This window comes from Asticcacaulis sp. AND118, assembly GCF_020535245.1.
Taxonomy (GTDB): Bacteria; Pseudomonadota; Alphaproteobacteria; order Caulobacterales; family Caulobacteraceae; genus Asticcacaulis.
On the sequence record NZ_CP084910.1, the window covers coordinates 398,746 to 415,948 of the forward strand.

A 17,203-nucleotide genomic window follows, 5' to 3' on the forward strand; every position below is an offset into this window, starting at 1 on the left:
AAGCCACCCCACCCGTCATTTGGCTGGCGCCAAATGCCACCCTCCCCGCCAGCGGGGAGGTATGAATAATTTTAAAGCATGCTAATATACCTCCCTGCACTTTAGTGCGGGGAGGGGGACCGTTCGCGGAGCGAAGGGTGGTGGGGTGCTCTCTTTGTCAGCCACAGATCCGAAGCAAATTGTCAGGGCGCGGCGGTTCCGTAAGGCATTGACTCAGCCGGAATGGCTGTTGTGGGAGCGTTTGAAGCATCGCCTTGACGATGGGTTGATCTTTCGTCGACAGCATCCGGTAGGGCCCTATATTCTCGACTTCTATTGTAAAGCCGCGGCCTTATGCATCGAGGTTGACGGTGGTTTGCATAGTCTCGGGGATAGGCCGGAGCGAGATGCTGAGCGCGACCGGTTTCTGGGGGCGCAGGGGTTGGAGGTCTATCGCATTCCGGCGGCAGAGGTTTATGCTGATCCGGATGCGGTGGCCGATGGGGTGAGGTTGAAGGCGTTGGCGCGGGTGGAAGGGTTGTGAGCCACCCCACCACCATAGGCTCCGCCCTCCTGTCAGCGCGGAGTTGGTCATCTTCCTGCCAATCCCTGACGCTTTGAATTGGCATCGTTCGCGGATGGCTCTATGAAGCCTGCATACCTTGTTTGAAGCGAGCCCTCATGTCTGCAAAGCGCCTCGTCCTGATCGACGGTTCCGGCTATATCTTCCGCGCCTATCACGGCTTGCCGCCGCTGACGCGCAAGTCTGACGGCCTGCCGGTCGGGGCCGTGTCGGGCTTCTGCAACATGCTGTATAAGCTCATCAAAGAGAACCGCGGAGATGACGCACCTTCGCATCTGGCGGTCATTTTCGACGCCGGGGCGCATACCTTCCGCAACGATCTTTACGATCAGTACAAGGCGCACCGCCCGCCGCCCCCCGAAGACCTGATCCCGCAATTTCCGCTGATCCGTCAGGCCACCAAGGCCTTCGGCATCCACAATGTCGAGCTTCTGGGCTTTGAGGCCGACGACCTGATCTGCACCTATGCCGATATGGCGGTGAAGGAAGGGTTTGAAGTCACCATTATCTCGTCCGACAAGGATCTGATGCAACTGGTCAACGACCACGTCTCGATGCTCGATCCGGTCAAGGGTACGCATGTCGGCCGTGAGCAGGTCATCGAAAAGTTCGGCGTGCCGCCGGAACTGGTCGTCGATGCGCAGGCCCTGATCGGCGATTCCACCGACAATGTCCCAGGCGCGCCGGGCATCGGCATCAAGACCGCCGCGCAACTGATCCTCGAATACGGCTCGCTCGATGCGCTGCTGGAGCGCGCGCACGAAATCAAGCAGCCCAAGCGCCGCGAGGCCCTGACCGAGTTCCGCGACCAGATTCTGATGTCGCGCGAACTGGTGCGTCTGCGTTGCGACGTGCCGCCGCCGTGCCCCATCGACGAATTTGCGCTGAAAGACCCGGATGCGGCGGAACTGGGCGCGTTTCTGGCCGAGATGGAATTCACCTCTCTGGCGCGCCGCGTCGGCGGATCGCTGACGACGCTCGAAACCGCGCAATCCACGCCGCGCGACATTTCCGTACCGGTATCGAAGCCGCTGTTCGGCGGCAGCGCGCAGGCATCGGTCCCCCGTGCAGCGACGCCCGAAGCCCTGCTGACTCCGGTCAATTACGAAGCCTATCAATGCCTTCAGGACAGGGAGGCGCTGAAGGCCTATCTGGCGCAGTGCCGCGCAGCGGGCGTCTTTGCCGTCGATACCGAAACCGACTCGCTGTCGGCCACGGCGTCGGGTCTGGTCGGCGTGAGTTTGAGCTGCGCGCCGGGATCGGGGGTCTATATCCCGCTGGCCCATGAATCCGACGACGGCGGTCTGGCCCTGTCCGGTGACGAACTGAAGCAGATTGCGCTGGTCGAGGCCTTGGCCGAACTGAAACCGCTGCTCGAAGACCCGACCGTGCTCAAGGTCGGGCAGAATATCAAATACGACCTGTCTGTCTTTGCGCGCTACGGCATCCGCGTCGCCCCCTATGACGACACCATGCTGATTTCCTACGTGCTCGAAGGCGGCCTGCACGGGCACGGCATGGACGAGTTGTCGGAACTGCACCTCGGCCACACGCCGATCCCGTTCAAGCAGGTCGCCGGCACGGGCAAGAACGCCAAGTCGTTCAAGTTTGTGGACCTCAAGCCTGCGACCGAATACGCCGCCGAAGACGCCGACATCACGCTGCGTCTGTGGCACGTGCTCAAGCCGCAACTGGCGCAGAAGCGGCTGGTGACGGTGTATGAGACGCTGGAGCGCGCCCTGCCGACCGTGCTGTCGGACATGGAACTGGCCGGGGTGCGCGTCGATCCGCAGGTGCTGCGTCAGTTGTCGCAGGATTTCGGCGTGCGCATGGGCGAGATTGAAATTGAGGCGCACGGCGTCGCCGGCCACCCGTTCAACCTCAACTCGCCACAGCAACTGGGCGCTATCTTCTTCGACGAAATGGCCCTGCCGGGCGGCAAGAAGACGGCGACGGGTCAATGGGCCACCGACGTCAAGGTGCTGGAAGAGATCGCTGAAAAGGGCACGCACGAGCAGGGCAAACGCCTCGCCCGGCTGCTGCTCGACTATCGTCAGATGGCCAAGCTGAAGGGCACCTATACGGACGCCCTGGTCGAATATGCCGATCACGAAACGAGCCGTATCCACACCAGCTATCAACTGGCCTCGACGACAACGGGCCGCCTGTCGTCCAACGAACCGAACCTGCAGAACATCCCGATCCGCACCATGGAAGGCCGCAAGATCCGTACCGCCTTTATCGCGCGTCCGGGGCATAAGCTGATTTCAGCCGACTATTCGCAGATCGAACTGCGTCTGCTGGCCCATATCGGCGACATCGGCCAGCTTAAGAAGGCGTTTCAGGACGGCATCGACATCCACGCCCTGACGGCGTCGGAAATGTTCGGGGTGCCGGTCGACGGGATGCCGTCGGACGTGCGCCGCCGCGCCAAGGCCATCAATTTCGGCATCATCTACGGCATTTCGGCCTTCGGTCTGGGCAACCAGCTCGGCATCGATAACGCCGAGGCGGCGCGCTACATCAAGACCTATTTCGAGCGCTTCCCCGGCATCAAGGCCTATATGGACGCGGCCAAGGAACAGGTGAAGGCGACGGGCTATGTCGAGACCATCTTTGGCCGCCGTATCCATATTCCGGACATCAGCGCCAAGTCGGCAGGGCAGCGCGCCTTTGCCGAGCGCGCAGCGATCAACGCGCCGATTCAGGGCACGGCGGCCGACATCATCCGCCGCGCCATGATCCGCATGCCGACCGCGCTGGAATCGGTCGGCCTGACCACGAAAATGCTGCTTCAGGTCCACGACGAACTGATCTTCGAAGCGCCGGACGACGAGGTCGAAACGGCGAAGCGGGTCATCTCCGACGTGATGCGCAATGCGGCGCTGCCGGCCATCGATATTTCGGTGCCGCTGGAGGTCGAGGCCAAGGCGGCGGATAACTGGGACGAGGCGCACTGACCTTGTGTAATTACGAAATTGTAGTTACAATAGGGCCATGACAGATACGCTGTTCGAATGGGATGACGTCAAGGCGCTGAGCAATCTCCGCAAACACGGCGTCGACTTCGATACGGCGACACTGGTCTTTTACGACCCTTTCGCGGTTACGGAAATGGATCGTATTGAGGGCGGCGAGCAGCGTTGGCAGACACTGGGCCGGGTCAACGATACGCTTCTGCTTCTGGTGGCCCATACCGTTTGGGATGACGACGACACAGAAATTATCCGCATCATTTCCGCTCGACAGGCTGTACCCAAGGAAAGGCGAAAATATGAGCAGCAAAATCGTTAGACGTATCTTCGACCCCGCTAATCCGCCGGTTCTGACCGAGGCGCAGAAGAGGCAACTCGAAGCCTTGGCCGCACGTCCGGACAGTGAGATCGACGTCAGCGACATTCCGCCGCTGACCGATGGTTTCTGGGAAAACGCCCTGCGCAATCCGTTTATGCGACCTGTCAAACAGCAGGCGACGGTACGTCTTGATGCCGATGTGCTCGACTGGCTCAAATCGTCCGGCAAGGGCTATCAGACGCGACTCAACGCGATCCTGCGCAAGGAAATGCTGGCCGATCTCAAACGGCGCGCCTGACACTGTGAACGCACTCATCCACCGTCACAACGGCGAGTTTCTCGGCCTTATTCTGGTGGCCTGCCCGGCGTGCGGCGGCAAGGCGCAGTTAACGGAACGCGACGGTGCGGCCGCGCGGCGGCTGGTCTGTACGGCCTGTGGACACAACCGTGACATAGAACCCCGCAACGCCTGTGTGTCAACCTATCCGCCGACCGACAATATCTGCAACGGTCTCTCGCTCTGGCTCGAAGTCGAAACGCGGCATGGTCGGCTATACGCCTTCAATGAAGCGCACCTCGATCATATTGCCGACTATGTCGCCTCGAACCTGCGCGAGATGGCCCCGACGTCAGGTCTGCGTAACGCCTCAGTTACCTCACGCCTGCCCCTATGGATCAAGCAGGCCAAAAACCGCACCGAAGTCCTCAAACTCATCGACAAGCTGAGATCAAAATGACCGTCGTCAAACGCCTCGATCACTTCAATATCCAGACCCACGATATGGCCGGCACCATCGCCTTCTATGCCGACCTGCTCAATCTCGATGCCCGTACGGCCCCTGAGCGAGACCCGGCGGATCGCATGTGGCTTTACGATTCGGGCGACCGGGCGGTGATCCACCTCAACCGCTTCGGCACGGACAACACCATTCCGCGCGAGGTCGTGCCGGGCCATCCGACCGGGGCCATCCACCACATCGCCTTCGAGTGCGAGGGCTATGACGAGACGGTCGAAAAGCTTAAGATCAGGGGGCTTTTCTACGCCACCAATGACATCCCGCGGATCAACCTGCGACAGCTATTTGTTGCCGATCCGAACAACGTGCTTCTGGAGCTTAATTTCAGAAATTGAATACTTGCCATAATTACGGAACGCCTTGTATCATTTCGTTTTATAACTGAGCATTGTCTTTAAGTTAACGTTACATTTATAGTTAAGCGGGAAGATCAGAACCCTGTTGTCCCAAGGGCCAGGCCCTGTTTCCCGTGTGTTCCGATGTTCAAAAATCTCACCATTCGCGCGCGCATCGTCGCGGCGTTCGCTCTCATCTTGTTCAGCACGATAGGGTTGGGCCTGTTCAGCGTCACGCAGTTGAACGCCGTCAACAAATCGGTGGACGAACTGGGTTCGAACTGGCTGCCTACGGCGAACGTGCTGGGGGATATGTCTCAGACGTTCGAGCTTATGCGTCTGCGTCAGTTGCAATTACTGAGCGCCGGGGACGCTGATCGCGCCGAGATTACGGAAAATATCGCCAAATCGTCGAAGGAACTCGAAGCCACGCTCGAAAAATACAAGCCGATGATCACGGCGGGCGAGGAGCAGGCGCTGGCTGACAAGATTTTCGGCACGATGGACGAATATCGCACCAACAGCCAGCTTTACCTGAATAGGGTGCAGGACGGGGACATGGCCGGGGCGCAGACCTTCTTCATGAACGATATGCAGGCTCAGGCCCGCACCCTGCGCGAGGCCATCCGCGCCGACCGCGCCTATCAACTGAAGGCCGGCAACGAAGCGGCTGCCTCCGGTATCGCCACGGGCAAGGCCGCTTCGCTGATGATCATGATCGCCCTGGGCGTCACCGCCGTCTTCGCGTCTATCATCGGCTTTATGATGATCCGCAGCGTATCGGCCCCGATCTCGCACATGGCCGACGTGATGAAGTCGCTGTCGAGCGGCCAGACCGACGTGAAGGTGCCGAATCTGGGTGAGCGCAACGAAATCGGCAATATGGCGTCGGCGGTCGAAGTCTTCCGCGATGGCATGATCCGCAACAAGGCGCTGGAAGCCGAGGCCGCCAAGGCCCGCGAAGATGCGGAATATCAGCGCAAGCAGGCCATGCGCGATCTGGCCGCCGACTTCGAAGGCGCCATCGGCGGCGTGGTCGAAATGGTCTCTTCCGCGGCCACCGAAATGCAGGCCACCGCGGCGCAACTGACGGCTTCGGCGCAGGAATCCTCGGCTCAGGCGCAGTCGGTTTCGGCCGCCGCCGAAGAGGCCGGCACCAATGTGACCTCGGTCGCCGGTTCGGCCGAAGAACTGGGCGCTTCGGTGTCCGAAATCAGCCGTCAGGTCCAGCATTCGCTGGTCAAGGCGCGCGAGGCGGTGGGCGAGGCCGAAGCGACCTCCGCCATCGTCAACGAACTGTCCGAAGCCGCCGCCCGCATCACCGGTATTGTCGACATGATCTCCGGCATCGCCGCCCAGACCAACCTGCTGGCGCTCAACGCCACCATCGAATCGGCGCGCGCCGGTGAGGCGGGCAAGGGCTTCGCGGTCGTCGCCGCCGAGGTCAAGACGCTGGCCACGCAGACCGCTCGCGCCACGACCGAGATCAACCAGCAGATCGCCGGCATCCAGTCCACGACCGAGCAGGCGGTGCGCGCCATCGGCAGCATCTCCGAAACCATCCGCGCCATCAACGAGTCCTCGGCGACCATCGCCGCCGCCGTCGAGCAGCAGGGCGCAGCGACCAGCGAGATCGTGCAGGCGGTCAATCAGGCCTCGATCGGCACCACCGAAGTGACGCAGAACATCACCGGGGTGGCCCGCATGGCCGAAGAAACCGGCATGGGCGCGTCGCAGGTGCTGGGGGCGTCTTCCGAACTGGCGCAGCAGGCCGAAAACCTGCGCGGTCAGGTCAATAACTTCCTGGCGCAGGTCCGCGCCACGTAAGCGCGGGCGCAATTAAAGAAAAGGCCCGGCGTATATGCCGGGCTTTATAATGATCTTATGCCGCCAACCCGGCCTGCACCAGCAGCGGTTTCAACTGCCCCAGCGCCGCGGGATCGCCCAGCAGACTGGCGCGCACGTCGGGGAGGCGCAGTTGTTTCATCACCTCGGCCTTGGCCATCTCGCTCAGCGCGCCCTGCGGGCCGGCCTGGCCGGTGGCGAAGCTCAGCAGGGCCAGCATACACTGTAGCGGCGTCTTCGAGCCCTTGAGGATGTGCGGGATGAGGTGGATGTCGGCGGCGATTTGCGCGCCGATCTGCCCCAGCCGCCCCTGAGCGGCCTCGGTGTCGCTTTCGCTGAGGCTGGCCTTGGCGATGCGGCGTTGCAGGTGCGCCAGCAGTTGCAGGCGCTGGCCTGCCGGACGTTTGGGGTCGCGCAGGTCGTTTTCAAATCGGTGCGCCGTCAGAGACGACATCAGCCAGCGCGCGGCCTGTTTCTTGTTGGCGGGCCCGACCACGTTCTCGCACAGCCACAGGATGCGCTCGATCTCTTCGACGCAGTGGGCCGCGCCGTGGGTCAGGCCTTCGACGAAGGTGCTGGAGACCAGCATCTTCGAGCGCTCGATAAAGGCTTCGGAAATGTCCTCACGCTCGGTCTGTTGCTGGCTGCCGGCGGTCAGGGCCAGCGCCATGGCGCGCAGCAGGTCGATCTCGCCCACCGGGTCTTCGGGCTTCAGACGTTTCACGCCGCGCAGTTCGCTCAGCACGTTACGGAAGGCCTGCAGGCGCAGGTCGCGGAAGTGACCGCGGCGGATCAGGCGCGCGAAATCTTCCAGATGCGCCGGCGGCGGGGGCAGGGCGCGCCCGATGGCGGCATCCAGGTCCGACAGGCGCGCGATGGCGTCGCCGCTGACCATGTGGGTCAGGAAGGCCAGTCCGTCACCTATGCTGACCTCACCGCCCAGAATTTCGGCCAACCCGCCTTTGCGCGCAAACAGTTCGACCACGGGCGTTTCGATAGCGTCGAGCGCCCATTTCAGTTCCGGCTTTTCGGCGATGGTCGTGGCGATCTGCGTCAGGGGCGCGAGCTTGCGTCCGCTGTTGCGATCGACGGCCATCAGCTTGGCCACCGCCCCGCCCAGCGCGTAGGCGCGCTCCGGCTGCTGAGCGATGCGCGCTACCTGAGCCGGGATGTCGCCGCTCAGGTCGATGTCGGCAAAGGTCTTCTTGCGGCCGTCGCCGATGACGCGGTTGATGGCCTTTTCGGACAGGGTCGTCCAGCGGCGCATGATTTCGTGAATCGACGCGCCGGTCTCTTCGGATTCCGGGATGGCGATCTTCTGGATGGCGTGGGTCAGGTCGTTGGTCGACACGTCCAGCCGCTCGCACAGGACCGGGCTGTGCAGCAGTTCAAACACGGTGGCACCCTGCCGGCGCAGCCAGTCTTCCAGCACGCGGGCGATGGTTTCGCGGGCATGGCGGCTGTAGAGGTCCTGCGGTGAGGTGCAGACCGGCTCGGCGCTGGTGGCGACCTTGGGCTTGCTCTTCACTTCGGGCAGACCCTCGGTCAGGAGGGTGTAAGAGCGGAATTCGCCGGTATCGTCCGAAAAGACTTCCTTGGTCACCTTGATCGCGGCGGCGCGGCGCGTGGTCAGAAGTTCGCGCGCCTGAGCCAAGGCTACGTCGCGATTGTCGAGCGCGTTCTGCAGCACCCAGCCCGCCTGCGGCGTCTTGCGCGAGAAGACTTCGTAATGAATCTGACCGGCCATGAATCTCCGACGCCGACAAGGCTGCTATGGGCTCTTTATGACCCGCTTGTCACAAAGGCTGCCATTCGCGTCGAATTATGGACGAATCCTGTTAAATTAACGTTGAAGCGCCGCAGGGGCCTGATTATCACCCCGGAGCGGCCTATATTTGGTCAATAATTGAGTGTTTGGCGTAAACAGCGTTATATCTTTATGGACTAAACGCGGAATGTAACGGCGAGCAGCGTATCCGCTATTGCCAGACCAGAAGACAACCGGAGGGCTCATGGCCAGAATTACCCTTGTCGATGATGACGAAAACATTGTCACCAGCGTTTCGCTGGCGCTCGAAAGCGGGGGGCACGTGGTGCAGGCCTATCATGACGGCGCGGCCGGTCTGGCGGCGCTGGAGAAGGATCCGCCCGATCTGGCCATCCTCGACGTCAAGATGCCGCGCATGGACGGTATGGAAGTGCTGCGCCGCCTGCGCATGAACTCCAATCTGCCGGTCATCATCCTGACCTCAAAGGACGATGAGATCGACGAAGTGCTGGGCTTCAACCTCGGTGCCGACGACTATATGCACAAGCCCTTCTCGCAGCGCCTGCTGCTGGAGCGCGTCAAGGCGGTGCTGCGCCGCGCTGGCGTCATCGAACAGGGCGAGCCGCCCGAAGTTCAGGAGGCCCTGAACGCCAAGTCGCTCAAGCGCGGCAAGCTGGTGATGGACGCGGCGCGTCACGAATGCACCTGGGAAGGCCGCCCGGTGCGCCTGACCGTCACCGAGTTCCTGCTGCTGCACGCGCTGGCGCAGCGTCCGGGCTTCGTCAAGAGCCGCGACAACCTGATGGACGCCGCCTATGACGATCAGGTCTATGTCGACGACCGCACCATCGACAGCCACATCAAGCGTATGCGCAAGAAGTTCCGTCTGGTCGATCAGGAGTTCGATTCCATCGAAACCCTCTACGGCGTGGGCTACCGTTACCGCGAAGTTTAACCGATGCTGTTGGCCTGCCTGTCTTATACCTCACTGGCAATGCCGGGGAGGGAGACCGCACGAGCCGCCGCAGGCGGTGAGATGTGGTGGTGGGGTGTCTTGCGAAACCTTCCGCCGACGCGCAGGCTGAACGCGATTAAGCCCCCCCACCACCCCGCCCTTACGGGCGCGGTCCCCCTCCCCAACAAGTTGGGGAGGTATGATTATGCAGACATCTGAAACGCCTCAACGCCGCATCCCCCTGCCGCCCTTCACGCGCATCGGTTTCTTCCGGGCGCGGCTGGGGCGGCTTATCCTGCTGCTCAATCTGGCGGGATTGCTGGTGCTGGTCATCGGCGCGCTGGTGCTCAACGAATTTCGTCAGGGCCTGATCGATAACCGCAAGGAGTCGCTGATGGCTCAGGCGGAGACGATGGGCGAAATCATCGCCTATGTCGCGACCGCCGGCGATCCGGAGCCCTATCTCAGCGCGCAGGATGCGGTGCAGCCGCTGGCGCGCTTTATCCCGCCCGAGCAGCGCGCGCGCCTGTTCGATGGCAATGGTCAGGTGCTGACCGATTCCTATACGGTTTCCGAACTGATCGACGTTCGGGCCCTGCCGCCGGTCAACGAGTCACGGCCCACGCCGGAAATGCGTCAGGCCGCGGGCCGCAAACAGGAAGCCGCGCGTGAGGCGCTGGAAACCGAGGTCAGGCTGGCCCTGACCGGTGAGCGCGTGGCGTCGGTCCGTTATAATGAACGGGGCGAAAAGGTCGTCTCGGTCTCGGTGCCGATCCGTCGGGTCAAGGCGATCCTCGGCGTCCTGACGCTGGAGGCCGGCGATGTCGACGCCATCGTCGCCGCCCAGCGCTGGGCCATGCTGCCCTTCATTCTGGTGGCGCTGGGCGTCAGCCTCTTTTCCTCCCTGTTGCTGCACTGGCTGGTCAGCCGCCCCATCCACCGCCTGTCCGACGCCGCCGACGCCGTGCGTATGCAGAAGGCGCGGACCTTTTCGTTGCCCGACCTCGAATCGCGTTCCGATGAGGTGGGGATTCTGGCCCGCTCGCTGCAATCCATGACCGAGGCCCTGCAAAAGCGCATGGACGAGATCGACCGCTTCGCCGCCGACGTGTCGCACGAGATCAAGAACCCGCTGACCTCGATCCGCAGCGCGCTGGAAACTCTCAATCTGGTCAAGGACGAGGCGGCCAAGGCGCGGCTGATGGCGGTGATCCAGCAGGATGTGCGCCGCGCCGACCGCCTGATCACCGATATTTCCAATGCCTCGCGCCTCGATGCCGAACTGGCGCGCGATGTACCCAGGCCGGTCGATGTCGGCGCGCTGCTCGACGATATCGTCTCGCTCTATCAGCACATGCCGGACGGCGTGGCGGTCAGCCTGAGCCGCAATGTGACGCCGGCGGCGTCGAAGGTCATGGGCCGCGAAGGGCCGCTGGGGCAGGTCTTCCGCAATATCATCGACAATGCCCGTTCCTTCTCGCCCGAAGGCGGCACGGTGCGCGTCACCGTCGCTCATTCCGACGCCGACCCGGCGCGACCCCTACAGATCGTGGTCGAGGACGACGGCCCCGGCATCCCGGCGGAAAATCTGGAGACCATCTTCCAGCGCTTCTACACCTCGCGGCCCAAGGGCACCGACTTCGGGCGCAATTCGGGGCTGGGCCTGTCGATCTCGCGTCAGATCATCGAGGCACAGGGCGGCCGCGTCTGGGCCGAGAATCGCACGGATGCCGATGGCGCCGTGGCCGGTGCGCGCTTTACCATCGCCCTGCCGAACGTGTATCAGTAATTATCATCTTATGCCTCGCCAGCTTGCTGGGGAGGGGGACCGCACGACGCGCGCAGCGCTAGATGCGGTGGTGGGGGTTCTTTTTGGCTCAACGGTTACAGCGTGTTGAGCCGTAGTAAGATACCCCACCACCCCGCCCTGCGGGCGCAGTCCCCCTCCCCGACAAGTCAGGGAGGAATGATATTTGGAGCCGCCCTTGTCCCGTATCATCATCCACGCGACTTCGCTGACCGTGCCGATCCGCGGCCAATGGCGGGGCGTGTTGCTGATGGGGCCGTCGGGGGTGGGCAAAAGCGATCTCGCCTTGCGCGCGATGGAATCCGGTTTTCGGCTCATAAGCGATGACTATTCCGTGCTCTGGGCGTCCGGCGATCACATTTTCGCCAGCGCGCCTGACACCATCGCCGGCCGTATGGAGGTGCGCGGTGTCGGCATCACCGCTCAGGCCCGCCGCACCCTGACCCGCGTAAGTCTTTGTGTGCAATGCCAATTATCAAAGCCGGAGCGTCTGCCGGAGGTCGAGCTGACCCCTGTTCTGGGTCACGATATCCCCACCTTGCGCCTTAACCCAAGGGAAGCTTCGACTGTGGCCAAACTGCTCACAAGGCTGAGACTTCTGTCGTGATCCCGCCGTTCGGCCTTGGCACCGTCGCATTTTCGTCCTAAACCGAAAGACCTTTTTGCAGTGCGGTGAATTGGGTCTATACTCGCGCTCTTGTGCCCCGCCCCGATGTCTTCGGGCGGTCATGTGTAAGGATGACGTCTAATATGATCGGACTGGTGATCGTGACCCACGGTGGTCTGGCGGAAGAGTTCGTGTCCGCCATGGAGCACGTAGTGGGACCGCAGGATCAGGTGACGGCCATCTGTATCGGGCCCGAAGACGACATGGCCCAACGCCGTCAGGACATCCTCAAGGCCACCTTCGCCAATGACAGCGGCGACGGGGTGATTCTGCTGACCGACATGTTCGGCGGCACGCCGTCGAATCTGGCCATTTCGGTCATGGAACAGACCAAGGCCGAGGTCATTGCCGGGCTCAACCTGCCCATGCTGATCAAACTGGCGACCCTGCGCAAGATCGAGGCCCTGTCCGATTGTGTGCAGCACGCCCAGGAAGCCGGGCGCAAATACGTCACCGTCGCCTCGTACGTCCTGTCGGGTGATAACTAAGCTTTTAAGACGCGCATTTGATACCAAAAACCGGTGCCCACTTTTTGTAATGCGCTTGTCGAATTTGATCGCAAGGCGCGGGACGCGCGCGGCGACTTAAAGGCGCACAGTGGAGATCCCATATGACCGAGGATCGCCCCATGACCGCCCCCTTCCCCATCACCGAAGATCCGCGCTGGCAGGCCGTCATCACCCGTGACGCCGCACAGGACGGCGCGTTCGTCTACGGCGTGAAGACGACCGGCGTCTATTGCCGCTGCACCTGCGCCGCGCGCCTGCCCAAGGCGGAGAATGTGCGCTTCTTCGAGACGGGCGCGCAGGCCCAAGCGGCGGGCTTTCGCGCCTGCAAGCGCTGCAAGCCCGATCAGGCCGGCGAACGCGCGCGTCAGGCGCAGATGATCGCCGCCGCTTGTCGTGAGATCGAAACCGCCGAGATCGAACCGAAGCTGGGCGATCTGGCGCAACAGGCGGGTCTCAGCCCCTTTCATTTCCATCGCGTGTTCAAGGCGGCTACGGGCCTGACGCCCAAGGCCTATGCCCGTGCCCATCGCGGCGGGAAGATGCGCGCCGCCCTGAAGGCCAGCGGCAGCGTGACCGAGGCCATTTATGAGGCCGGTTTCAACGCCCCCAGTCGTTTCTATGCCGATACGGCCGGGGCGCTCGGCATGTCGCCGCGCGTATTCCGCAATGGCGGCGCGGCGGAGGTGATTCGTTTCGCTGTGGGGCAGTCGCGCCTGGGCGCGCTTCTGGTGGCCCGCAGCGAGAAGGGGGTTTGCGCCGTGTTTCTGGGTGACGATCCCGATGCGCTGGTGCGTGATCTTCAGGACAGCTTCCCCAGGGCTGAACTGATCGGCGGCGATGCCGGATTCGAGACGACCCTGGCGCGTGTGGCCGGGGTGATCGAAGCGCCGGAAACGCCGCTCGACCTGCCGCTCGATATCCGCGGCACGGTGTTCCAGCAGAAGGTGTGGGCGGCCTTGCAGACCATCCCGGCCGGGACGCGCGTTTCCTATGCCGAACTGGCCGAGCGGGTAGGGCTGCCGGCGGCGGTGCGCGCTGTGGCCTCGGCCTGCGCGGCCAACAAGATCGCGGTGGCCATTCCCTGTCACCGCGTGGTGCGGATGGACGGCGCGCTGTCCGGCTATCGCTGGGGCGTCGAGCGCAAGGCGGTGCTGCTGGAGGCCGAACAGGCAGAGTGAATCTGGCTTGTTGATTTGTTCTCTTTTTGTGCTATGTTCCCTCTACGTTCTAATGACGTTGCGGAACCGCATCATGGAAAACGAGAACATCGAACCTCTGCGCAAGATCATCCATGTCGATATGGATGCCTTCTATGCCTCGGTGGAACAGCGCGATAATCCCGAACTGCGCGGCAAGCCCGTCGCCGTGGGCGGCATGGAACGCGGCGTCGTCGCCGCGGCCTCTTACGAAGCGCGCAAGTACGGCATCCGTTCGGCCATGCCTTCGGTCACCGCCCGGCGCAAATGCCCGGACCTGATCTTCGTCAAGCCGCGCTTCGACGCCTATAAGGCCGTGTCGAAGCAGATTCGTGAAATCTTTGAGGACTATACGGAGTTGGTCGAGCCGCTGTCGCTGGACGAGGCCTATCTCGATGTCACCCATAATCACAAAGCCATCGCTTCGGCGACGCTGATCGCGCAGGAAATCCGCGCGCGCATCAAGCTCAAAACCGGGCTGACGGCTTCGGCGGGGGTGTCCTACAACAAGTTTCTGGCCAAGATGGCCTCGGATTATCGCAAGCCCGACGGTCTCTACGTCATCACGCCACGCATGGGACCGGAATTTGTCGAGACCCTGATGGTCGGGCGTTTCCACGGCATCGGCCCGGCGACCGAAGAAAAGATGAACCGGCTGGGCATCATGACCGGCGCCGATCTCAAGGCGCAGGATCTCGCCTTTCTGCAAAAGCATTTCGGCGTGTCGGGCGAGTACTATTACAATATCGCGCGCGGCATCGATCATCGCCGCGTACGGCCCGACCGGGTGCGCAAGTCGGTGGGGGCGGAAAACACCTTCTTTCAGGACATCTTCTCCCCCGATGCCGCCAGGGCCGCGCTGCAGCCCATCGTCGACAAGGTATGGCGCTATTGCGATCAGCACGGCACGCGCGGGCGCACCGTGACGCTGAAGGTCAAATATACCGACTTTCAGCAGATCACCCGCAGCCACACGGCGGCCGCCACCTTGCTCGACAAGGACGAACTGTCGCGCCTGTCGCGCAATCTGCTCGAAAGCGTCTTTCCGATCGCCAAGGGCATCCGCCTGCTGGGCGTGACCCTGTCGTCGCTGGGGGCCAATGACGCGCAGCCCGAGCCGCAGCAACTGAGTCTCGCCATTTAACTATGCCTCCCCGCTGGCGGGGAGGGGGACCATTGGCAGAGCCAATGGTGGTGGGGTGGGGAACCGCCTTTAATTAAACGTCGTGGCGATGTCCGCGCCTTCCTTGAGCGTCAGGGTCACCGGCGTGCGTTCGACCACATCGGCCAGCCGTGCCTTCTGCGCGTCATCCAGCGGGCCGGTCAGGGTCAGGACGCGCGTGATCTTCGAGCGCTTGTCGTCCTTGCTGTGGTGCAGATCGACGTCGATGGCCTCAAGCGGCCACCCCTTGCGCGCCGCATACATGCGAAGCGTGATACAGGTGCAGGCCGCCAGCGCCGACAGCAGCAGATCGTAGGGCGCGAAACCGGCATTGCCGCCGCCCAGCGCTTCGGGCTCGTCGGCGGTCAGGGTACGCCCGGCGCTTTCGATCGTGGTCAGGAAGTCGGTGGTGCCGATATGGGCGCGGGCATGGGCCATGAGGGTCTCCTTTTCTCGCAGACTATATCCGCAAGGCCGGGCTTCCTATGGCTATTTTACGCTTGAGGAAGGCAAAATACACCGGCGGCGGGGCAGCCAAACTCATGAGGTAACGCATGACGACCCTGTATGGCCGTGAGGCCCGCGAACGCATCTGGTCCCTGATCAAGGACACCAAGGTAGCCATGCTGGCGACCCACGCGCCCACCGGGCTGATGCACGCCCGACCGATGATGCCGCAAATCCGCGACCACAGCGACAAGGCCTTCGACGGCGTTTTGTGGTTCTTTACCGGCGCCGACACCGGTAAGATCGATGAGATCGACGCCAATCCGGCGGCGTTGCTGACCTTCTCCGACCCCAAGGGCCACAACTACGTTTCGATGAACGGCACGGTGAGCGTCAGCCGCGACCCGGCGATCATAGAGGAACTGTGGTCTTTCGCCGACAAGGCCTGGTTCCCGAAGGGCAAGGACGACCCTAATCTGCGCCTGCTGCGTTTCGAAGCCATCGACGCCGAATTCTGGGACAGCCCCGGCCTGATCGCCACCGGGATTGCCCTTCTGCAAGGCATCGCCAGCGGGCAGCCCGCCGATCCGGGCGACCACGGTTATGCCGATCTCGATATTCCGGCTTTTCCGGACGAGCGTACCGGCCCGCGCGGCGTCGGCCCGCGCTCTCCCAACGAACCGCCGCGCGAGACGGTGCTGGTCTCCGCCGGCCCGCGTGATCCGATGGGTTAAAGCGCATCCCAAAAAGTGTGAAGCGGTTTTTGGAATCAGATGCGCGACACTTGAAATCCCTTAAGGGATTAGCAGCGTGCTGCTCGTGGTGGCGCGGCTCTCCAACGCCTGGTGAGCCGCGCGCGCCTCGGTCAGGGCGAAGCGCTGATCGATCCGCACCTTGAGCTTGCCGCTTTGGATGACATCGAACAGTTCGCCCGCCGACTCCAGCAGGGTGGCGCGATCACGGTTATACCCAAAGACAGAGGGGCGTGTCAGAAACAGCGAGCCCTTGGCGTTGAGCACCGAAATATCGACCGGCGGCACTGCGCCCGACGACTGGCCGAACGACACCATCAGGCCGAGCGGCTTCAACACGTCGAGCGAGCCGTCGAAGGTGTCCTTACCGACGGAATCGTAAACCACATCGACCTTGCGGCCTTCGGTGATCTCCAGTACGCGGGCCACGAAATCCTCGCTGCGGTAATTGATCAGGTGGTCGTAGCCGTTCTGCCGCGCCAGTTCGATCTTCTCCGCCGAACCCGCCGTGCCGATCACGGTCGCGCCGAGCGCCTTGGCCCATTGCCCGGCGATCAGTCCCACGCCCCCCGCCGCGGCGTGGATGAGGATGGTGTGCGCCGGTCCGACCCGGAACGTCCGGCGCAGCAGATATTGCGCGGTCAGGCCTTTGAGAAACGCGGCCGCCGCGACTTCATCGCTCACACCTTCCGGAATGGGGACCAATTTGTCGGCGGCGATCAGGCGCTTTTCGGCATAGCCGCCGGGCGTCGCCGAATAGACCACGCGGTCGCCGGCTTTCAGGAAATCGACGCCTTCGCCTACGGCCTCGACAATGCCCGCGCCTTCATTACCGGGTGTGAAGGGCAGGGCGGTTTTATACAGGCCAGAACGGAAATAGGTGTCGATGAAGTTGACGCCGATGGCGGTGTGTCGCACCCGCGCCTCGCCCGGACCGGGATCGCCGACCTCGATCTGTTCGACCTGAAGAACGTCCGGCCCGCCGGTCTGATGCACGCGAATGGCTGTGGTCATGGATCACCTCTCTCCTCCCTATCGCGTGGCGATGGGGAGGTGGATTTTGGAGCGTAGCGACAAAAGACGGAGGGGGCGAAGCCTTTAGAGTCA

General features: G+C 62.7%; 17 protein-coding genes. 14 read left to right on the forward strand and 3 right to left on the reverse strand.

Annotated features, from left to right (window positions below):
• Positions 1-154 precede the first annotated feature (154 nt).
• The 7 genes from LH365_RS01890 to LH365_RS01920 all read left to right on the forward strand — a co-directional run bounded on the left by LH365_RS01890 (position 155) and on the right by LH365_RS01920 (position 6,815).
• A complete protein-coding gene (locus LH365_RS01890) occupies positions 155-523 on the forward strand; it encodes an endonuclease domain-containing protein (protein WP_226744530.1) in 369 nt (122 codons plus the stop codon).
• Between the two features lie 137 nt (positions 524-660).
• The gene (gene polA, locus LH365_RS01895; RefSeq protein ID WP_226744531.1) at positions 661-3,522 is read left to right on the forward strand and encodes a DNA polymerase I; all 2,862 of its coding nucleotides are present in this window, start codon (positions 661-663) and stop codon (positions 3,520-3,522) included.
• Positions 3,523-3,559: 37 nt separating this feature from the next.
• Positions 3,560-3,856: a BrnT family toxin gene (locus tag LH365_RS01900; protein WP_226744532.1), complete on the forward strand. Its 297-nt coding sequence runs from the start codon at positions 3,560-3,562 to the stop codon at positions 3,854-3,856.
• Positions 3,837-4,154 (forward strand): BrnA antitoxin family protein, encoded by a 318-nt coding sequence (locus LH365_RS01905; RefSeq protein ID WP_226744533.1) that lies wholly within the window; start codon positions 3,837-3,839, stop codon positions 4,152-4,154. Before LH365_RS01900 ends, LH365_RS01905 begins: the two co-directional genes overlap by 20 nt.
• Positions 4,155-4,158: 4 nt before the next feature.
• Positions 4,159-4,593 carry a zinc ribbon domain-containing protein gene (locus LH365_RS01910; protein ID WP_226744534.1) on the forward strand — a complete coding sequence of 145 codons (435 nt, stop codon included), beginning with the start codon at positions 4,159-4,161 and terminating at the stop codon, positions 4,591-4,593.
• Positions 4,590-4,988, forward strand: a complete 399-nt coding sequence (locus LH365_RS01915) for a VOC family protein (protein WP_226744535.1) — start codon at positions 4,590-4,592, stop codon at positions 4,986-4,988. Before LH365_RS01910 ends, LH365_RS01915 begins: the two co-directional genes overlap by 4 nt.
• A gap of 144 nt (positions 4,989-5,132) precedes the next feature.
• Positions 5,133-6,815, forward strand: coding sequence for a methyl-accepting chemotaxis protein (locus LH365_RS01920; RefSeq protein WP_226744536.1), 1,683 nt, complete (start codon positions 5,133-5,135; stop codon positions 6,813-6,815).
• 55 nt (positions 6,816-6,870) lie between these two features.
• On the opposite strand, the gene LH365_RS01925 is transcribed toward LH365_RS01920, so the two are convergent.
• The gene (locus tag LH365_RS01925) at positions 6,871-8,580 is read right to left on the reverse strand and encodes a hypothetical protein (RefSeq protein ID WP_226744537.1); all 1,710 of its coding nucleotides are present in this window, start codon (positions 8,578-8,580) and stop codon (positions 6,871-6,873) included.
• A gap of 265 nt (positions 8,581-8,845) precedes the next feature.
• On the opposite strand from LH365_RS01925, the gene LH365_RS01930 reads away from it, so the two are divergent.
• From LH365_RS01930 to dinB, 6 genes are all read left to right on the forward strand, one after another.
• On the forward strand, positions 8,846-9,556 hold the full coding sequence (locus LH365_RS01930) for a response regulator transcription factor (protein ID WP_107875246.1): 711 nt from the start codon (positions 8,846-8,848) through the stop codon (positions 9,554-9,556).
• Positions 9,557-9,761: 205 nt separating this feature from the next.
• On the forward strand, positions 9,762-11,345 hold the full coding sequence (locus LH365_RS01935) for an ATP-binding protein (protein ID WP_226744538.1): 1,584 nt from the start codon (positions 9,762-9,764) through the stop codon (positions 11,343-11,345).
• 196 nt (positions 11,346-11,541) lie between these two features.
• Entirely contained in the window at positions 11,542-11,970 is a 429-nt protein-coding gene (locus LH365_RS01940) for an HPr kinase/phosphorylase (RefSeq protein ID WP_226744539.1), read from the forward strand.
• Positions 11,971-12,113: 143 nt separating this feature from the next.
• Positions 12,114-12,518: a PTS sugar transporter subunit IIA gene (locus tag LH365_RS01945; RefSeq protein ID WP_107875240.1), complete on the forward strand. Its 405-nt coding sequence runs from the start codon at positions 12,114-12,116 to the stop codon at positions 12,516-12,518.
• A gap of 140 nt (positions 12,519-12,658) precedes the next feature.
• On the forward strand, positions 12,659-13,717 hold the full coding sequence (gene ada / locus LH365_RS01950; RefSeq protein ID WP_226744540.1) for a bifunctional DNA-binding transcriptional regulator/O6-methylguanine-DNA methyltransferase Ada: 1,059 nt from the start codon (positions 12,659-12,661) through the stop codon (positions 13,715-13,717).
• Between the two features lie 73 nt (positions 13,718-13,790).
• The gene (gene dinB / locus LH365_RS01955) at positions 13,791-14,879 is read left to right on the forward strand and encodes a DNA polymerase IV (RefSeq protein ID WP_226744541.1); all 1,089 of its coding nucleotides are present in this window, start codon (positions 13,791-13,793) and stop codon (positions 14,877-14,879) included.
• 69 nt (positions 14,880-14,948) lie between these two features.
• Here the strand turns inward: dinB and LH365_RS01960 are convergent, their stop codons facing one another.
• Positions 14,949-15,335: an OsmC family protein gene (locus LH365_RS01960; RefSeq protein WP_226744542.1), complete on the reverse strand. Its 387-nt coding sequence runs from the start codon at positions 15,333-15,335 to the stop codon at positions 14,949-14,951.
• 116 nt (positions 15,336-15,451) lie between these two features.
• Here LH365_RS01960 and LH365_RS01965 point away from each other — a divergent pair, with 116 nt between their 5' ends.
• Positions 15,452-16,078 carry a pyridoxamine 5'-phosphate oxidase family protein gene (locus LH365_RS01965; RefSeq protein WP_226744543.1) on the forward strand — a complete coding sequence of 209 codons (627 nt, stop codon included), beginning with the start codon at positions 15,452-15,454 and terminating at the stop codon, positions 16,076-16,078.
• A 60-nt stretch (positions 16,079-16,138) separates the two neighbouring features.
• Here LH365_RS01965 and LH365_RS01970 read toward each other — a convergent pair whose 3' ends face one another.
• On the reverse strand, positions 16,139-17,110 hold the full coding sequence (locus LH365_RS01970) for a quinone oxidoreductase (RefSeq protein WP_226744544.1): 972 nt from the start codon (positions 17,108-17,110) through the stop codon (positions 16,139-16,141).
• Positions 17,111-17,203: the final 93 nt, after the last annotated feature.